Origin of the sequence: Sandaracinus amylolyticus (assembly GCF_021631985.1) — a bacterium.
In the GTDB taxonomy this organism is placed as follows: domain Bacteria; phylum Myxococcota_A; class Polyangia; order Polyangiales; family Sandaracinaceae; genus Sandaracinus; species Sandaracinus amylolyticus_A.
In genome coordinates this window covers 5,516,525-5,533,507 of the sequence record NZ_CP070225.1, presented here as the reverse complement: position 1 = coordinate 5,533,507, position 16,983 = coordinate 5,516,525, and the positions used below count along the sequence as shown (strand labels likewise).

Sequence of the window (16,983 nt, the reverse complement as noted above, 5' to 3'; positions counted from 1 at the left end):
CACCTCTGCCCGGAACTTCGTTCCGGGTTTCTCCTCGTACTGCCGCCCGGCCGTTCGTTCCGGGCAGCAGCACTAGGGCGCGCGGATCACGAGCCCGAGCGAGACCGTGGGCTGCACCGACCACGGCGCGTGCAGCACCTCGAGCCCGTCGGCGAGCTGCACCACGAAGCGCGGCGCGATCGCGAGCACGTCCGCGCCGATCGCGAGATCGAGCCCCACCGGCCCCGCGCCCGGGAACCACTGTCCGCGCACCTCACCGGTCGCGAGGAACGTCGCGACCGTCGACGGGCTCGTGGGCTCGAGCGAGTCGTCGCGCACGTCGGTCGAGCGCAGGTGCCCCGCGATGCCGATCCCGGCGCCGATCGTCGCGCGCCACTCGCCGTCGTCGATCAGCTCGATCGCCGCGCCCGCGCGCGCCGCGAAGCGCGTGACCAGCACCGTCAGCGCGTCCCGATCGAGGTCCTCCTGCACGCCGCTGCGCCCTTCGACCGCGAGCTCCACGATGCCGACGTCGACCGCGATGCGCGCCGCCGGGCCGATGTGCGCGCGCGGCGCCTCGCCGTCGATCGCGATCGCCGCGCCGAGCGAGACCAGCAGCCGCGCGTCGGGCTCTTCGCGCGGTGGCGGCACCACCGGCACCTCCGGCTCCGGCTCCACCACCACCGGCGGAGGCGCGGGCATCACGATGCCGACGTGACCGCCTTGCGCGAGATCCGAGAGCGCGCCCCGCACCACCAGCGCTGCCGCCTCGAGCGCCGCCGACGCCTCGCCGGTCGGCGCCTGGATGCTGCGCGCGAAGAGCCGGCGCTCGTCGACCTCCGCGACGCTCACCACGATCGCGTTGCCCTCGCGCGTGAACCACACGACGACCTGGGCGCGCCGCGCGCGTCCGATCGCCAGCGCGCGCTCGAAATCACCCGCGCCGTTCTCCACGCGATCGATCGTCCAGGGCAGATCGCCGGTCTGCCCGCGCACCCGTCCGAGGAGCCGTGGCTCGATGTGCCCGAGGAGCACCGCGCGCCGCACCTCCTGCGCGTCCGCCGGTCCGGCCATCGTGACGACCGCGAGGGCCACGATCGCCAACCCAGCGAGAACACGAGCTTCGCGGCCGAAGGAACGATCCGAGCGCCTGCGGGACTGCCGTGACCCGATCGAAACCACGCCCGCCACTGTACCCTCGTGAGCGTGGCGGAGCGCATCCCCGAGCAGTCCGAAGCGCCCGATCCGCGGATCGCGGCCGCCGCGTCCGGCGATCGCCGCGCGGCGCAGGAGCTCCTCTCCGAGCTCCTCCCGCGCGTCCGCAACCTGGTGCGTTACCTCGTGCGCGGGGACGCCGACGTCGACGACATGGCGCAGCAGTCGCTGATCGCGATCCTGCACGCGCTGCACGGCTACCGCGGCGAGGGCTCGCTCCGCGCGTGGGCCGATCGCATCACGGTGCGCACCACGATGGCGCACCTGCGTCGCCGCCGCGCCGAGGCCGGCGCGCGCGAGCGCCACGCTCCCGATCTCCGTGCGGTGCGCGATCCCGACGCGCCGCCCGACACCTACGTGCAGCGCCGCGATGTCGCGCGCCTGCTCGACGCGCTGCCCGACGAACAGCGCGAAGCCGTGGTCCTGCATCACGTCGTCGGTCTCAGTGCCCCCGAGCTCGCAGAGACGCTCGGGGTGCCCTTCGAGACGGCGCGCAGCCGACTGCGGCTCGGCATGAAGAAGCTCCGTGAGGGGATGGGCGTGGGGGGAGAAGCATCATGAGCCACGACGAATTCGACGACGCCCTCGCAGCACAGCTCGGCCTGGTGCTCGACGACGAGGCCGGCCCGGCGCGGCGCATCACGCCCGCGCAGAGCGCGGCGCTGATCGCAGGCGCGCTCGACGCGTGGCAGGGCACGCCCGCGATCCACGCGCCCTCGCCGGTGCGCAGCGCGGCGCCGGTGCGGCTCGCGTACCTGGTCGCGGCGATCTCCGCGCTGATCGCGGTGGGCTCGGTCGCGGCGATGACGATCGTGCTGACCCGCGAGCCCGAGGGCAGCGAGGAGCCCGTGATGGTGCTCCCGCAGGAGTCGCCGCGCGACGAGGTCGCTCCGGCGATCGAGGAGCCCACGCCCGAGCCGGCCGAGGAGCCCGCCATCGAGGCCCCGCCGGTCGTCGAGGAGCCCGAGGAGAACGAGCGCGCCGACGCGCCCTCGCGGCGTCGTCCTGCGCCGCGCACCCCCGACGATCTGCTCGCCGAGGCGAACGCGCTGCGCAGCGCCGGGCGCTGGCGCGAGGCCGAGGCGACCTACGCGCGCGTCCCGCGCGAGCACCCCGACTCGTTCTCGGCGTACGTCGCGCAGGTCGCGGCGGGCGACGTGCGCCTCGCGCACCTGCGCGATCCCCGCGGCGCGCTGCGCCTCTACCGTCGTGCGCTCGCGGCCCGTCCCGGTGGTCCGCTCGACGCCGAGGCCCGTGAGGGCATCGCCCGCGCGCTGCGCCGTCTCGGCGATCAGCGTGGCGAGCGCGACACCCTGCGCGCGCTGATCTCGGCCCATCCGACCACGCCTGCAGCGACGAGGGCTCGCGCGAGGCTCGCCGAGCTGGAATCCTCGGGGGAGTGACCCCGCGCGCCTGCCTCGCTGTTCTCGGTGCCGCGCTGCTCCTCGGCGCGTGCACCGTCGACGACATCGTCGCGCACCAGCGCGGCCTCGACGCGAACGTGCCCCGCGATGCGCCCGTCGACGCGAGGCTGCCGAGCTACTGCGAGGGCGAGGGGCCGCCGGTGCTGGTGTCGGATCGCGGCCTGCCGCTCTGCAGCGGTGGGCTCGCCGAGGCGACGTTCCGCTTCGCGCTCTGCACGTGCGAGGGCTGGGTCTCGGCGGCGCCGATCACGACCGACTCGTTCGCGAGCGCCGACGGCCCGTACTCCTCGGATCGCGCGGGCCGCGCGGGATCGGTCGGCAGCAACGGGCGCATCGAGTTCAACGCGGGCGCCGACGTCTCGGGCGCGCTGTGGACGCTCGGCGGCGTGCACTCGAGCACCGATCTCACGATCGGCTCGGACCTGCGCTCGGGCGCGGCGGTCACGTGCGACAACGGGCTCGACGTCGGGCGCGACGCGTACGTCGACGTGTCGCTCCGCGCGCGCACGCTGCGCGTCGGCGGCACGCTCACCATGCCCGAGGGCGCACCGCTCGAGACGACGTTCCCGCCGACGCTCGGCATGGAGCGACGCGTCCCGGTCGCGACGCCGCCGCCCTGCTCCTGCGACCCCGACGATCTGCTCGACGTCGCGGCGCTCGTCGCGGCGCACGCGACCGACAACGACGACGCGCTCGTGGGCTTCAACCCGCGCGAGCTCGACGGCTACACCGGCGACGCGACGCTCACGCTCCCGTGCGGTCGCCTCTACCTCGAGCGCGTCGCGGGGGAGGGCGATCTCACGCTCGTCGTCACCGGGCGCACCGCGCTCTTCATCGCGGGCGATCTCTCGTTCAACGGGGAGTTCACGGTCCGCCTCGAGGGCCCGGGCGCGGAGATCGACATGTTCGTCGCGGGCGACGTGGGCGCGATGCGCGTGCTGCGCATCGGGGACGCGCTGCGTCCGGCGCAGGCGCGCCTCTACGTGGGCGGCGCGGGCAACGTGAGCCTCTCCGACAACGGCTTCTTCGGCGGCAACCTCTACGCGCCGCGCGCCGAGCTCGTCGCGGCGGGCGAGCTCGAGGTGTACGGCAGCGCGTTCGTGCGTCGGGTGTCGGCGTCGGGCCCGGTCACGCTCCACTACGACACGAGCGTGCTGCGCGCCGCCGATCCCTGTCCTCCGCCGACGCGCCCCGAGTGCACGAGCTGTCTCGACTGCCGCAACCAGGCGTGCGTCGGAGGCACGTGCGGCGCGTGCGTCGTCGACACCGACTGCTGCGCACCGCTGCTCTGCGCCTCGGGCACCTGCGTGCCCGAGCCGTTCTAGGCGCGCGGAGCACGACCGGCGATGGCGCTCTCCGTCCCTCGACGGTGGGTGTGCTCACACGTTCGTCAGTGCCGACTTTGACAATCATTCTCACCGTGGTAGCCGTCGCGCATGCGTTGTTCGCGGTTCTTTCCGCTCTTGTTCTCCTGCTCGATCGCCTGTGCGGACCCATCGGTTGCCGATCCAGACGCCGGACACGTCACCGACGCCGGCCTGGACGCCGAGCCCTCCCTCGACGCGGCACCCGCCCCCGACTCGTCCATCGCGGTCGATGCGCACGTTCCGCCGGACGCGCCGGTGACGGGCGAGGTCGCCATCACCTCGCCGGCCGACGGATCGGTGGTCGACACGCTGCCGCTCGGCGTCTCGGCTGCGATGGTGCCCTCCGAGGTCACGGCGACGCTCCGCCTCGAGCTCGATGGTGCGGAGATCGCCGTCGCCTCGAGCGCGAGCACGATCACCGCGAGCGTCGAGACGCTGTCCCCCGGCCCCCACACGCTCCGGGCGATCGCGGTCGACGAGCACGGTCATCGGTCCGAGGACGAGGTGACCTTCTCGAAGCGGAGCGAGCCGCCCGCAGTCGCGATCACTTCACCGCGCGACGCAGGGTTCGTCGCGGCCCGGCGGCTGCTCGTGACGGGCACCGCGACCGACGACGTCGCAGTGACCGGCCTCGAGGTATCGCTCGACGGCACGGCGACTCCCGTCACCCTCGAGAGCGACGGCAGCTTCGCGGTGACGCTCGTGCCGACGCCCGGCGTCAACGCCATCGTCGTCACCGCCACCGACGCGGAAGGTCAGACCGCCGGTGCGACGGTCTCCGCCCATTTCGGGCACCGGCTCTCGGGAGGGAACTCGCAGGGCGCGTTGCTCCACGGAGGAACGCTCTTCACGTGGGGGCGGAACGAGCTGGGCCAGCTCGGCAACGGGACCCTCGACGGGTCGGCGTACGGCGACGGCCCCGCCGCCTCGCTGCCGGTCCGTTACACGCCCGCCGGCGCGTCCGGCCTCGTCTCCGTCGTCACTCGGCAGACGTTCATGATCGCGCTCCGCGACGACGGGGCCGTGCTGACCTGGGGCTCGAACAGCGACGGTCAGCTCGGCTACGCCGCCGAGACCGACTGTGGGTCGGCCGGGACGTCGCCGTGTCGCCGGACGCCGACCGTCGTTCCCGGGATCTCGGGCGCGGTCGCGGTCGCTGCGGGCTTCAACCACTCGCTCGTCCTCCTCGGCGACGGGACGGTGCTCTCGTTCGGCCAGAACACGCGCGGTGCGCTCGGCTACGCCACCCCGGGCGACGCCGACCAGCTCACCCCCGCCCCGATCCCGGGGCTCTCCGACGTCGTCCAGGTCGCGGCCGGCTCGACGCACTCGCTCGCCGTCCGGAGCGACGGCACCGTCTGGGCGTGGGGCGACAACCAGTACGGCATCCTCGGCGACGGAACCGCCGACACCGTCGCTCACCCGACGCCGACGCTCGTCCCCGGCCTCACCGACGTCGTGATGGTCGCGAGCAGCAACTCGACCGTCCTCGCTCTCCGCGCGGACGGCACCGTGATGGCCTGGGGACGCAACAACAACGGGCAGATCGGCAACGACACGTCGGGCGCGACCCCCGTCACCACGCCGACCCAGGTCCTCGTGTCGGCGTCGCCGGTCGTGCCGCTCACCGACGTCGAGAGCGTCGCGGCAGACGGCTTCGTCAGCCTCGCCGTCACGAGCTCGGGCGACGCGTACGCCTGGGGCCTCGGCGGGCTCGGTCAGCTCGGCATGGGGTACCTCGGCGATGGCTCGCGAGACCTGGCGAGCCGCTCCCTCGCCACCCGCGTCGCGCCGCCCGGACCGGCGTCGGAGTTCGTCATCCTCGAGATGGAAGGCGGAGCCGGCGGGCCGACGTTCGCGCTCACCGACGCCGGAAACGTGCTCGGATGGGGCTGGAGCTTCCAGGGCTCGCTCGGCCTCGCCGGAGCGATCCACGCGTGGGCCTACAGCGCCCCGGTTCTCATCTATCCGCGTCCATGACCGGAGCACGTGGAGCGAGGGTCGCGGCCCTTCATCTGATGCTCGTGCTCGCGGGCTGCGAGGTGACGGCGCCGGGCGTCGGCGACGATGCCGGCGCGGGCTTCGACGCTGCGCGTCCCGATGCAGCACAGGACGGTGCGCTCGGCGATGGAGGCGCACCGTGGGATGCGCACCTGGTCGACGCTGCGTCCGACGACGCCTCGCTGGACGCGGCACTTCCTCCGCTCGAGGAAGGCGAGCTCCTGCCGGGCGGAGACACGACGACGAGCGTCGTCGACGGGAGCGCGTTCCTGCAGCAGGCCGCGAACCTGACCATCGCGCGACGCGCCGATTTCGAGGCGGGCCTCCAGTTCTTCCGTCTCGAGTGGGAGATCGCCCCGGGCCGCCCCGAAGCGGATGGGCTCGGCCCCGTCTACAACGCGGTCTCGTGCATCGAGTGCCACGTCCGGAACGGACGTGGCGCGCCGTCGGCCACGCCCGACGAGAACCGCCCGGGCGTGCTCCTGCGCCTCGGGACACCCGACGGTCGCCCCGACCCCACGTACGGCGACCAGCTGCAGCCGCTGGGCGTCCCCGGCGTCGCGGGCGAAGGTCACGCGCGTCGCTTCGAGTCGCTCGTCTCGCACCGTCTCGCCGACGGAACGCAGGCGATGTTGCCGCTGCCGCGTTACGACATCGCGTCGCTCGGCTACGGCCCGCTCGCAGGAGGCGCGGTGCTGTCGCCGCGCATCGCGCAGCAGCTCGTGGGGCAGGGGCTCCTCGAAGCGATCGACGAGGACGACCTCCTCGCGCTCGCCGACGAGCTCGACGCCGACGCGGACGGCATCTCCGGGCGTGTCCGCTGGATCGACGCCCTGCGAATCGGTCGTTTCGGTTGGAAGGCGGGGCAGCCCACCGTCGAGGAGCAGACCTCCGCCGCCTTCGCGGGTGACCTCGGCATCACGAGCTCGGTGCACCCGACCGAGGCGTGCACGGAGTCGCAAGCGGCGTGTCTGGGGGCCGCGAGCGGTGGCTCGCCCGAGCTCACCGCGACGCGCCTGCGGGTCGCGTCGTCGTACGTGCGACTGCTCGGCGTGCCCGCCCGGCGCGACGCCGAGGCGCCCTCCGTGCGGCGCGGCCGCGTTCTCTTCGCCGCGGTCGGCTGCGACGGATGCCACCGTCCGAGCTTCGTCACCGGAGACTCGGTCGAGCCCGAGCTCGCGGGGCAGCGCATCTGGCCGTACACGGATCTGCTCCTCCACGACATGGGGGAGCGCCTGGCGGACGGACGCGCCGAGGGCGATGCGAGCGGTCGTGAGTGGCGGACCGCGCCGCTCTGGGGAATCGGCCTGCTCGGCGTGGTCGGCGGTGAGGTCCGCCTTCTCCACGACGGCCGAGCGCGTGGTGTCGCGGAGGCGGTGCTCTGGCACGACGGTGAAGCGACGGCGGCGCGTCTCGGGTTCGAGTCGCTGACCGAGCTCGAGCGCGCGGATCTCGTGTCGTTCGTCGAGTCGCTCTAGCTAGCTCGTCAGCCAGCCGATCGTCAGCGCGATCGAATTCACGATCGCGTGGATCGCGATCGGCGCGATCAGCGTGCCCGAGCGCAGCCGCGCCCATCCGAGCACCAGCCCGATCGTCATCGGCCCGATGCGCGCCATCCCGTGCGCATCGTGCAGCGCGCCGAAGAGCAGCGCCGAGATCACGATCGCGCTCCACGGCGTGACCACGCGCGCGAGCCACGGCACGAGGAGACCGCGGAAGAGCAGCTCCTCGCCGAGCGGTGCGAGCAGCGCGCCCGCGACGAACGTCATCAAGAGCGCGATCGGCGCGCGATCTCCACCCAGCACCTCGCCGAGCGCCTCCGATCCGCCTTCGACCCCGAGCGTGCGCGCCGCCGCGAAGAGCGGCATCGCGAGCACCAGCACCCGCGGCACCCACGTCGCGACGTACATCACGCCGAGCGCGACGACGCGCGGCACCGGCATCGGAGGATCGCCATCGAGCGTCGGCGTCGCGCCCTCCCATCCGCGCGACGCGAGCCACACCGCGCCCGCCGCCATCGCGACGAGCACGATCTCCGACCCGAGGAGCGCGATCTCCAGCACCAGCGCCTCGCCGCCGGAGCGGCACGCGAGCATCGCGATCCCGGTCCCCACCAGCGCACCGAGCGGCGGGATCAGCGCGAACGGCACGACGGTGCGCGCGCCTCCGCGCACTCCGCGCTTCCATCCGAGCCACGCGAGCACGAGCGCGCCGATCAGCACCACGCCGTACGACACCAGCGTCCCGAGCCCGGGCACGAGATCGGCCGCGCGCACCTCGCCACATCGCTCGCGCGCACCGAGCGCGCCGTGCACCGGTACCACCTCGACGCGCTCGATCGCGTCGCCGCGACGCAGCTCGATCGCGACGGTCCCATCGCCCGCGCCGAGCGCGCTGCGCAGCCCCTCGAGCGACTCCACCGGCGCGCCGTCCGCGCGCAGCAGCACGTCGCCCCCGACGATCCCCGCGCCGTCCGCGGGCGAGCCCTCGAGCACCTCCGCGACCCGCAGCCCTTCGCCCGAGTAGGCGTCGTCGACCGCGACCCCGATGCGCGGCCCGTCGCTCGGCGCGAGCACCTGCTCGGGCGCGGGGAGCATCCCGAGCGAGGTCGCGAGCACGACCAGCGCCGCGACCACGTCGAGCGCGAGGAGCCCGCTCAGTCGCTTCGCCCAGCGCCGCTCCCGCGCGTCCCCGCCGCGCGACGAGCGCCACGCCGCCGCGGTCGCGAGCGCCACGATGGGCACCCCCAGGACCGGCAGCACCCCCGCGATCAGCGCGGCGTGGAAGAGCCACGACCCCGAGGGCCCGGCGCCCTCGTCCGCATCGCTCACCACGCCGTCCTCACCCGACCTGTCATAGGCCCCGACTCGACTGGAGTGCTCGCCGGCGGAGGGCCCGGAGCTGGCGAGCCGATCTCGGGGCTGGAGCGGCGTCAGCGCGCCCAGCGCGGCGCGCGATCGCCGAACGTCCCGCTCCACTGGTCGACCAGCGTCGGCACCGCCGCGCGCGCATCCCAGCGCACCGAGAGCAGCATCTGCGCGCCGGGATCGGAGCGACGCGAGTCCGGCGGACGCTCCGCGCGCACCAGCAGCGTCGAGTTCGGCTGCTGCGTCACCGTGACCACCGCGTCGCGCGCGATCTCCTGGGGCACCGTGCCCAGCGCGATCTCGTTGCCCCCGACCCGCGCCGAGACGCTCAGCGAGGGCCCCGACGGCGTCACCATGATCTCGATGCGCGGCCCACCACGCGGGCTCCACACCGCGAACGTCGCCGCCGACATCCCCGGCCCGAAGAGCGTCACCGGGATGCGCGGCTGCAGGTCCACCATCGTGACCTCACCGCGCGGCGGCTGGGGCGGAGGCTGCGGGGGCGGCGTCACCACGACCCCACCACCACCACCGCCGACCAGGTGCCCCGGCTGGATGTGCGGGTACTCGGTGACGCCGAACGTGTACGGCCCGGCGCGACCGCTCGAGTAGCTGCCGACCCACACCCGGATCGGCCCCGGCCCGGTCGGCCCCTCGAGCAGCGGGTTCAGCGAGCCCGCGCCGTCGTCGTTGCAGGCGATGCGCCCGTCCGGGTACTGCACGACCAGCGTCGTGTCGTGCCCCGCGGAGACCAGCATGCGCAGGTTCGGGAAGCCCGACTGCGCCACGATCACGTGGCTCGGCTGCGGCGTGATCCAGCCACGGCAGCTGCTGTCGATCATGCTCGCGTCGAGCGGACCGCCCGCCGAGCCGGTCATCACGACCGGGTCGGGCTGGAAGCCCTGGCGCACGCCGGTGTTGCCGTAGAGCGGCGGCGCGCCCGGCGTGATCCCGCCGACCACCGGCGGGCGCCCGGGGGGCGGCGTGACCACCACCCCTCCGCCGCTGCCCGGCGGTCCGAGCTGCTGGGCGCGGATGCCCGGCGTGTTCGAGAGCCCGAGCCGGTACGGCCCGCCGCCGCTCGACGAGTACGCGCCGACCCACACCCGGATCGCGCCCGGCGGCGAGCTGATCTCCACGCGCGGCAACAGGCCGTCGGTGTCGTCGTTGCAGTACACCTGCCCGTCGGGCGTCTGCACCATCAGCGTCGAGTCGAACGACGAATTCACCATGATCGCGAGGAAGCGCAGGCCCGTCTGCGCCATGATCACGTGGTTCGGCGCGCCCTGCGCGTAGCCGCGGCAGCTCGAGTTCGCGCCCGAGAGCGAGACCGGCCCGCCCGCCACGCCGTCCGCGACCATCGGATCCGGCGCCACCGCGCCGCGCACCTGCAGCGCGCCGTACTGGGGTGGCGCGCCCGGCATCACGTACTGCGCGTCGGCGCGGTTCGCGACGCCTCCGAGCAATGCGCTCGCGATCGCCATCGTCGCCAGCGCTCCACGCATCGAGCTCATCCTGCCTCCCCGGCGCTTGGGACCCTGCACCGCCACCCGTGTCGTACGCAGACGGAGCAGAAGTCCTCTCTCATTCAAAACGAAAGCGGGCCGAGTATGCCCCGCTCCCGACGTCGACCGCCAGCGACGCGGCGGCCTTGGACGCGCCGGAGTCCCGTGCTCCAATGCGCGCCCCGAAACTCACAACGAGGAAGCAGCAGACATGCGTCGCACCCTCCGACTTCTCCTCGTGCTCGGGCTCGCCGGCTGTGGCGGCGCGTCGAGCACGCCGACGACCCTCACCGAGCCCGCGCCCACCACCGCGACGGCCGAGCCCGCCCCCGAGGCCGCTCCCGCGTCGCCGTGGGCCAGCATCACCGACGAAGAGCTGATCGATCGCGTCCGCGCCGGCGCGGTCTCCCGCATCCGCGAGGCCGATCCCGAGCTCGCGATCGACGGCTTCCAGGCGTGGCGTCGCGATCCTGCGAGCGCGCCCGCGCTCGGCGATCGCGTGTGCGAGCAGATGCTCTACCTCGCCGCCGCCGACTTCGCGGCCGGCGATCTCGATGGCGCGGCCCAGACCGTGCGCCTCGTCCGCGCCAAGGCCCGCAACCGCAACATGGCGTACGTCGGGACCACGCTGCTCTCGGTGATCGCCCGCCGCTCGGCGGGCGAGGACCCCGCGGCCCAGCGCGCCGCCGTCGAGGCCGTGCTGAACGAGCTGCCGCGCGCCCGCTTCGGCGCGTCGACCGTCGTCTTCCAGCTCTACCAGGAGCGCACCCAGATCGACGCGTCGCTCGAGCAGACGCGCCAGCAGCTCCTGACCCTCGAGACCGCGGCGAGCTACCTCTTCACCTCGCACGTGCTCGCCGACGCGGTGGCGAACCGCCCGGTCTACCTCGAGGCGATCACGAACGTCCGCACCGCGCACGACGCGCGGCCCGCCGACCGCGACTACCGCTTCTCCACCGTCGATCTCACCCGCGCCCGCGACGCGCAGCCCGTGCTGGTCGGCGTCTGGGACACCGGCACCGCGGGCAACCTGTTCGAGCAGCAGCTCTTCACGAACGCCGGCGAGCAGCCGAACGGCCAGGACGACGACGGCAACGGGCTCGTCGACGACGTGCACGGCGTGGTCGCGGACCCCGACGCCGCGCAGACCGGCCTGACCTACGACCCCGGCGCCGCGGTGATCACCCAGTACGCGCCGTTCCTCCGGGGCGTGATGGATCTGCGCGCGGGCATGGCCTCGACCGAGGCCGCGCAGCGCGTGCTGACGCTCATGCGCAGCGCGACCGACGCCGCGAGCCTCGAGGTGCTCGAGTCGAACCTCGACGCGGTCGGCGAGTGGGCCCACGGCACGCACGTCGCGGGCATCCTGGTGCAGGGCCTTCCCCAGGCGCGCGTCGCGGTGTTCCGCAGCGCGTGGGCGGGCGAGACCCGGGTCTACCGTCATCGCGGCCCGACCGACGCCGAGCTCGCGGCGGAGCGCGCGAACGTCGAGGCGATCGCGAGCTTCATCAACACCCACCACGTGCGCGTCGTGAACGCGTCGCTCGGCTTCGCGCAGGACTACGTCGAGGCCGAGCTCGGCCACGAGTCGGGCGTCTACACGAACGACGAGCAGGTCCGCCGCCGCGCCGCGGAGATCCACGCGCGCCGTCGCGCCAACTGGCAGTGGATCTTCGAGCACTGCCCCGAGACGCTCTTCGTGATCGCGGCGGGCAACTCGAACCGCGACGTCGTCGAGTACGGCGACGTGCCCGCGTCGATCCAGGCGCCGAACGTGCTGGTCGTGGGCGCGGTCGACCGCTTCGGGAACTGGGCGACGTTCACGAACTCGAGCCCGGATCGCGTGCGCCTCTTCGACTTCGGCGTCGAGGTCGATTCGCTGATCCCGAACGGCGAGCACGTGCCGCTCTCGGGCACGTCGATGGCCTCGCCCAACGCCGCGAACCTCGCGGCGAAGATGATCTCGGTCGACCCCGCGCTGACCCCGGCGCGCACCATCGAGATCATGCTGGGCACCGGCGACGCGATCGCCGCGCCCTTCGGCGGGGTGATCGCGAACGAGGAGCGCGCGCTCCAGCGTGTGCGTCGCGAGCGCCCGCGCGCCGGGCGCGTCGCCAGCGCGCGCTGAGCGAGAGGCCGCCGGCTGGCTCGTGCCGCCGGCGGCCCGCAGGCTCCCTCCGTGGTCTACGAGTTCGAGCTCACCGACGACGAGTTCCGCCGCGCCTGGCTCGCCGAGTACTTCCGCCGTCCGGCGCTCCCGATCGTGCGCGGGCTCGCCGGGCTGGTGTTGATCGGGCTCGGCATCCAGACGTCGCAGGGCGCGACCGAGCTGACCGCCCGCGGCATCGGGATGGCCGCGATCGTGCTCGGGATGTGGCAGCTGCTGCGGCCTTTCCTCCTGGTGCGCGCGCTGCTCCGGGCCCGGCGCGACAAGGGCGCGGCGTCGAAGCGGATGCGGGTGCGCATCGACGAGTCGGGCGTGGGGGTCTCGGACGGCGCGAAGGAGACGCAGCTCGGCTGGGACGCGATCACCGCGGGCGGGCGCGGGAAGGGCTACGTCTGGTTCGAGGTGCGCGGCTCGGCGCGAGGAACGATCCCGACCCGGGTGATCGACGACGACGCCGCGCTCGTCGAGATGTTCACGCGCCACGGCAAGTGGCGCGACTGAAGGGTCGGACCCATCGCCGGCGAGTTTGCAGTCGACCAGGGATGGGTCGGACCCATCGCCGGCGAGTTTGCAGTCGACCAGGGATGGGTCGGACCCATCGCCGGCGAGTTTGCAGTCGACGTGGGATGGGTCGGACCCATCGCCGATGGAGTTTGAAGTCGACCAGGGATGGGTCGGACCCATCGCCGGGGATTTTGAAGTCGACGTGGGATGGGTCGGACCCATCGCCGCGGATTTTGAAATCGATGTGGGATGGGTCGGACCCATCGCCGGCGATTTTGAAATCGATCCGGATGGGTCGGACCCATCGGCTGGGACCCCTCCGCTGGGGCGCCGCGATCTTTTTTCGCCCGACCCCGTCCTGTGCGTCAGTTCAGTGGTGGCTCCCGCGTCGGGAGCAGGCCTGAACGGAGCGCGGGGCCTGCCATCTCCCCGCCTCCGTTCAGGGCCTCATCACTGAACGAACCACCGGTGTCGGCCCGTCGACGGGGCGTCATCGGGGGTGTCGGGAGACGGCGAGCCCCATGTCCAGCACCGCACGCAAGCTCGAGATCCAGCACGATTCCGCAGAGTTGCAGAAGCCGACGCGGGTCCGTCGGTCGCGCCGGGCCGCCAAGCTGCTCCGGATCGAGCGCCCGCGGCTGGGCGAGGATCGCGTGTGGGAGACGGAGGTGCGGAGCCTTCCTGCCCACCTGCTCGCGTCGCTCCCGCTGCCCGCCACGCTGCGCCTCGAGGTGCCGGGTCACGACGGGATCGTCTCGGTCGCGACGTCGCCCGAGGTGGTCCGGAGTGAGCGCGAGTCGGGCGCCGTGGTCTTCGACGCGGCCGAGTGGAGCGCGCTGGTGACGGCGGCCGAGTCGGACCGGCTCTGGGCGGTGGAGCTCCGGGACTTCTGCTCCCGGAAGGCGAAGCACGCGGGTTGGTCGCTCGATCTCGACGCCGCGCTCGCCGGTGCCCGGGCATCGGCGCCGGCGGGGTGGACGGTGGGCGCGGTGCTCGACCGGCTCGGGGTGCGGCTGATCGCGGCGGAGTGTTAGTCGCTCGCGCTCAGCGTCGCTTCGCGAGCTCGCCGAGCGCGCTGTAGGCCGCGTACTTGAACGACTCGGAGAGCGTCGGGTAGTTGAAGACCATCTCGATGAACGTGTCGATCGTCCCGCCGAGGTGCATCACGGCCTGCCCGATGTGCACCAGCTCGGAGGCGCGCTCGCCGATCACGTGGGTCCCGACCAGCCGCCGCGTCTTGGTGTGCACGACCAGCTTGGTCATGCCCTCGAGGTCCCCGGTGATCAGTCCGCGCGCGTTCTCGCGGTACAGCGCGCGGCCGACCACGTAGTCGATCCCCTGCTCCCGGCAGGTCTCCTCGGTCTCGCCGACGCAGCTGACCTCGGGGATCGTGTAGATGCCGTAGGGCAGCATGGGCCCGATCGACTGCTTGTAGTCGATCCCGAACGCGTGACAGACGGCGACCCGCGCCTGCTCCATCGACGTCGACGCGAGCGCCGGGAACCCGATCACGTCGCCCGCCGCGTAGACGTGCGGCATGGCGGTGCGGTAGTGGCGATCGACCTTCAGCGCGCCGCGATCGTCGGCGGTGAGCCCGACGTGCTCGAGCCCGAGCCCTGCCGTGCTCCCCACGCGACCTGCGGCGAAGAGCAGGGTCTCGCTCTCGAGGACCGAGCCATCGGCGAGGTCACAGAGGATCCGCCCGTTCGCCGCGCGATGGATCCGGCCCCACCGGTGTCCTTTGCGGATCTCGATGCCGAGGTGCTGCATCGCGCTCTCGAGCCGCCGCCCGACCTCGTGGTCGAGGAAGGGCAGGAACTGGGTGCGCGCCTCGACCAGCACGACCTGCACGCCGAGCGCGGCGAACATGCACGCGTACTCGCACCCGATCACGCCCGCGCCGAGCACGACCATCGACTTCGGCAGGTGGCTCAGCGCGAGGATCTCGTCGCTGTCGTAGACGTCGGGCTCGTGGATCGGCACGTCCGGCGGGTTCCGCGGGGACGAGCCGGTCGCGATCAGGAAGAACCGGCCGTCGATCCGCCGCGGGCCCTCGGGCGTGCGCACCTCGACGGTGTGGGGCGCGACGAAGCGCGCTTCTCCGCGGACCAGCTCGACGCCGTGGCGCGCGAGGTTGTGGCGGATGCGCTCCGATTCTTGGCGGGCGATCGCGTCCTTGCGCGCGATCAGCCGCGGCACGGCGGCGTGGGGATCGTCGAGCCGGACCGAGACGCCGTAGAGGTCGCGCGCGCGGAACCCCGAGAGATAGAGCGCGGTCTCGCGAAGCGTCTTGCTGGGGAGCGTCCCGGTGTGGACCGCCGCGCCCCCCGGCTCGGGCGCCTTCTCGACCACGACGACGCGATGACCGAAGTACGCGGCCTGTACCGCTCCCTTCTCACCCGCTGGACCAGACCCCAGGACGACGAGGTCGTGAGGAGCTTCCACGCCCACGATTCTACACGGGCGCGTGCGCGTCCGTTCCCGGCGCGAAACGACAGGAACCCGCTGGACAGGTCCGCGATGGCTCTCCAGAATCGGCGCGCCCGTGGCGCAAGGTCGCGCTCCCCCGTGGGAGCGCCCGTCGCGGGCCAACCCAGTGCGCGTCGCAGGTGGGGGCCGAGGAGCAGACATGGCGAAGGACACGCTGACCATCACCGACAACCGGACCGGCAAGACCTACGAAGTCCCGATCAGCAACGGGACGATCCGGGCGATGGACCTGCGCCAGATCAAGACGGACGCGAACGACTTCGGGATGATGTCCTACGACCCGGCGTTCACGAACACCGCGAGCTGCTCGTCGAAGATCACGTTCATCGACGGCGACGCGGGCATCCTTCGCTACCGCGGGTACCCGATCGAGCAGCTCGCGGAGGACGCGTCGTTCCTCGAGGTCGTGTACCTCCTGATGAACGGCGAGCTCCCGCAGAAGAAGGCGCTCGACACCTTCGCGCACGAGATCGTGATGCACACGATGGTGCACGAGAACATCCGCGAGCTCATGGACGGGTTCCGCTACGACGCGCACCCGATGGGCATGCTGATCAGCACCGTCAGCGCGCTGAGCACGTTCTACCCCGAGGCCAAGAAGATCGAGGACGGGGAGAACCGCCGCCTCCAGATGGTCCGGATGATCGCGAAGATCCCGACGCTCGCGGCCTACGCGTACCGCCACCGTCGCGGGCTCCCGGTCGTCTACCCGGACAACGACCTCAGCTACGCCGGGAACTTCTTGAACATGATGTTCAAGATGACCGAGCCGAAGTACAAGCCGAACCCCGCGGTGGAGAAGGCGCTCGACGTGCTCTTCACCCTGCACGCGGATCACGAGCAGAACTGCTCGTCGACCGCGATGCGCGGCGTGGGCAGCTCGAAGGTGGATCCCTACTCGGCCCTCGCGGCGGCCTGCGCGGCGCTCTACGGCCCGCTGCACGGCGGCGCGAACGAGGAGGTCATCCACATGCTCCACAAGATCGGGAGCAAGGGGAAGGTCCCCGAGTTCATCGAGAGCGTGAAGAAGGGCGAGGGCCGCCTGATGGGCTTCGGCCACCGCGTCTACAAGAACTACGATCCGCGCGCGAAGGTCATCAAGCGCCTCGCGGACGAGGTGTTCGACGCGATCGGCAAGAACCCGCTGATCGACATCGCGGTCGAGCTCGAGCGCATCGCGCTCTCGGACGAGTACTTCGTCAAGCGCAAGCTCTACCCGAACGTCGACTTCTACTCGGGCCTCATCTACCAGGCGATGGGCCTGCCGATGGACATGTACCCGGTGCTCTTCGCGATCGGCCGCACGCCGGGCTGGCTCGCGCAGTGGGAAGAGATGCTGCTCGACAGCGAGCAGAAGATCGCGCGCCCGCGCCAGGTGTACCTGGGCCACGACCAGCGCGACTTCGTGGCGATCGACAAGCGCTGAGCCCGCGTCGACCGACGTGCCGAAGGCCGCTGCGAGCA

The 16,983-nt window shown here is 72.6% G+C and carries 13 protein-coding genes; 9 read left to right on the top strand and 4 right to left on the bottom strand.

The window, feature by feature from the left end; translation table 11 throughout:
* Positions 1–72: 72 nt before the first annotated feature.
* Positions 73–1,083, bottom strand: a complete 1,011-nt coding sequence (locus I5071_RS23350) for a hypothetical protein (RefSeq protein WP_236514779.1) — start codon at positions 1,081–1,083, stop codon at positions 73–75.
* A 102-nt stretch (positions 1,084–1,185) separates the two neighbouring features.
* On the opposite strand from I5071_RS23350, the gene I5071_RS23345 reads away from it, so the two are divergent.
* From I5071_RS23345 to I5071_RS23325, 5 genes are all read left to right on the top strand, one after another.
* On the top strand, positions 1,186–1,755 hold the full coding sequence (locus tag I5071_RS23345; protein ID WP_236514777.1) for an RNA polymerase sigma factor: 570 nt from the start codon (positions 1,186–1,188) through the stop codon (positions 1,753–1,755).
* On the top strand, positions 1,752–2,597 hold the full coding sequence (locus I5071_RS23340; protein WP_236514774.1) for a tetratricopeptide repeat protein: 846 nt from the start codon (positions 1,752–1,754) through the stop codon (positions 2,595–2,597). The genes I5071_RS23345 and I5071_RS23340 overlap by 4 nt, the downstream gene beginning before the upstream one ends.
* Positions 2,594–3,943, top strand: a complete 1,350-nt coding sequence (locus tag I5071_RS23335) for a DUF7305 domain-containing protein (protein WP_236514772.1) — start codon at positions 2,594–2,596, stop codon at positions 3,941–3,943. Before I5071_RS23340 ends, I5071_RS23335 begins: the two co-directional genes overlap by 4 nt.
* Before the next feature lie 297 nt (positions 3,944–4,240).
* A complete protein-coding gene (locus tag I5071_RS23330) occupies positions 4,241–5,965 on the top strand; it encodes an Ig-like domain-containing protein (RefSeq protein WP_236514770.1) in 1,725 nt (574 codons plus the stop codon).
* Positions 5,962–7,464: a di-heme oxidoredictase family protein gene (locus tag I5071_RS23325; protein ID WP_236514768.1), complete on the top strand. Its 1,503-nt coding sequence runs from the start codon at positions 5,962–5,964 to the stop codon at positions 7,462–7,464. The genes I5071_RS23330 and I5071_RS23325 overlap by 4 nt, the downstream gene beginning before the upstream one ends.
* On the opposite strand, the gene I5071_RS23320 is transcribed toward I5071_RS23325, so the two are convergent.
* Together I5071_RS23320 and I5071_RS23315 are read right to left on the bottom strand one after the other, a co-directional pair.
* Positions 7,465–8,817, bottom strand: coding sequence for a type II CAAX prenyl endopeptidase Rce1 family protein (locus I5071_RS23320; protein WP_236514763.1), 1,353 nt, complete (start codon positions 8,815–8,817; stop codon positions 7,465–7,467).
* Between the two features lie 101 nt (positions 8,818–8,918).
* Complete coding sequence (locus I5071_RS23315; protein ID WP_236514762.1) at positions 8,919–10,358, bottom strand: hypothetical protein; 1,440 nt, start codon at positions 10,356–10,358, stop codon at positions 8,919–8,921.
* A gap of 211 nt (positions 10,359–10,569) precedes the next feature.
* On the opposite strand from I5071_RS23315, the gene I5071_RS23310 reads away from it, so the two are divergent.
* The 3 genes from I5071_RS23310 (at position 10,570) to I5071_RS23300 (ending at position 14,063) form a co-directional block, all read left to right on the top strand.
* A complete protein-coding gene (locus I5071_RS23310) occupies positions 10,570–12,486 on the top strand; it encodes a S8 family serine peptidase (protein WP_236514761.1) in 1,917 nt (638 codons plus the stop codon).
* A gap of 51 nt (positions 12,487–12,537) precedes the next feature.
* Positions 12,538–13,026 (top strand): hypothetical protein, encoded by a 489-nt coding sequence (locus I5071_RS23305; protein WP_236514760.1) that lies wholly within the window; start codon positions 12,538–12,540, stop codon positions 13,024–13,026.
* Positions 13,027–13,598: 572 nt separating this feature from the next.
* Positions 13,599–14,063, top strand: coding sequence for a hypothetical protein (locus tag I5071_RS23300; RefSeq protein ID WP_236514758.1), 465 nt, complete (start codon positions 13,599–13,601; stop codon positions 14,061–14,063).
* Positions 14,064–14,073: 10 nt separating this feature from the next.
* On the opposite strand, the gene sthA is transcribed toward I5071_RS23300, so the two are convergent.
* Positions 14,074–15,474, bottom strand: a complete 1,401-nt coding sequence (gene sthA / locus I5071_RS23295; protein WP_236514755.1) for a Si-specific NAD(P)(+) transhydrogenase — start codon at positions 15,472–15,474, stop codon at positions 14,074–14,076.
* Between the two features lie 184 nt (positions 15,475–15,658).
* Here sthA and I5071_RS23290 point away from each other — a divergent pair, with 184 nt between their 5' ends.
* The gene (locus I5071_RS23290) at positions 15,659–16,945 is read left to right on the top strand and encodes a citrate synthase (RefSeq protein WP_236514752.1); all 1,287 of its coding nucleotides are present in this window, start codon (positions 15,659–15,661) and stop codon (positions 16,943–16,945) included.
* Positions 16,946–16,983: the final 38 nt, after the last annotated feature.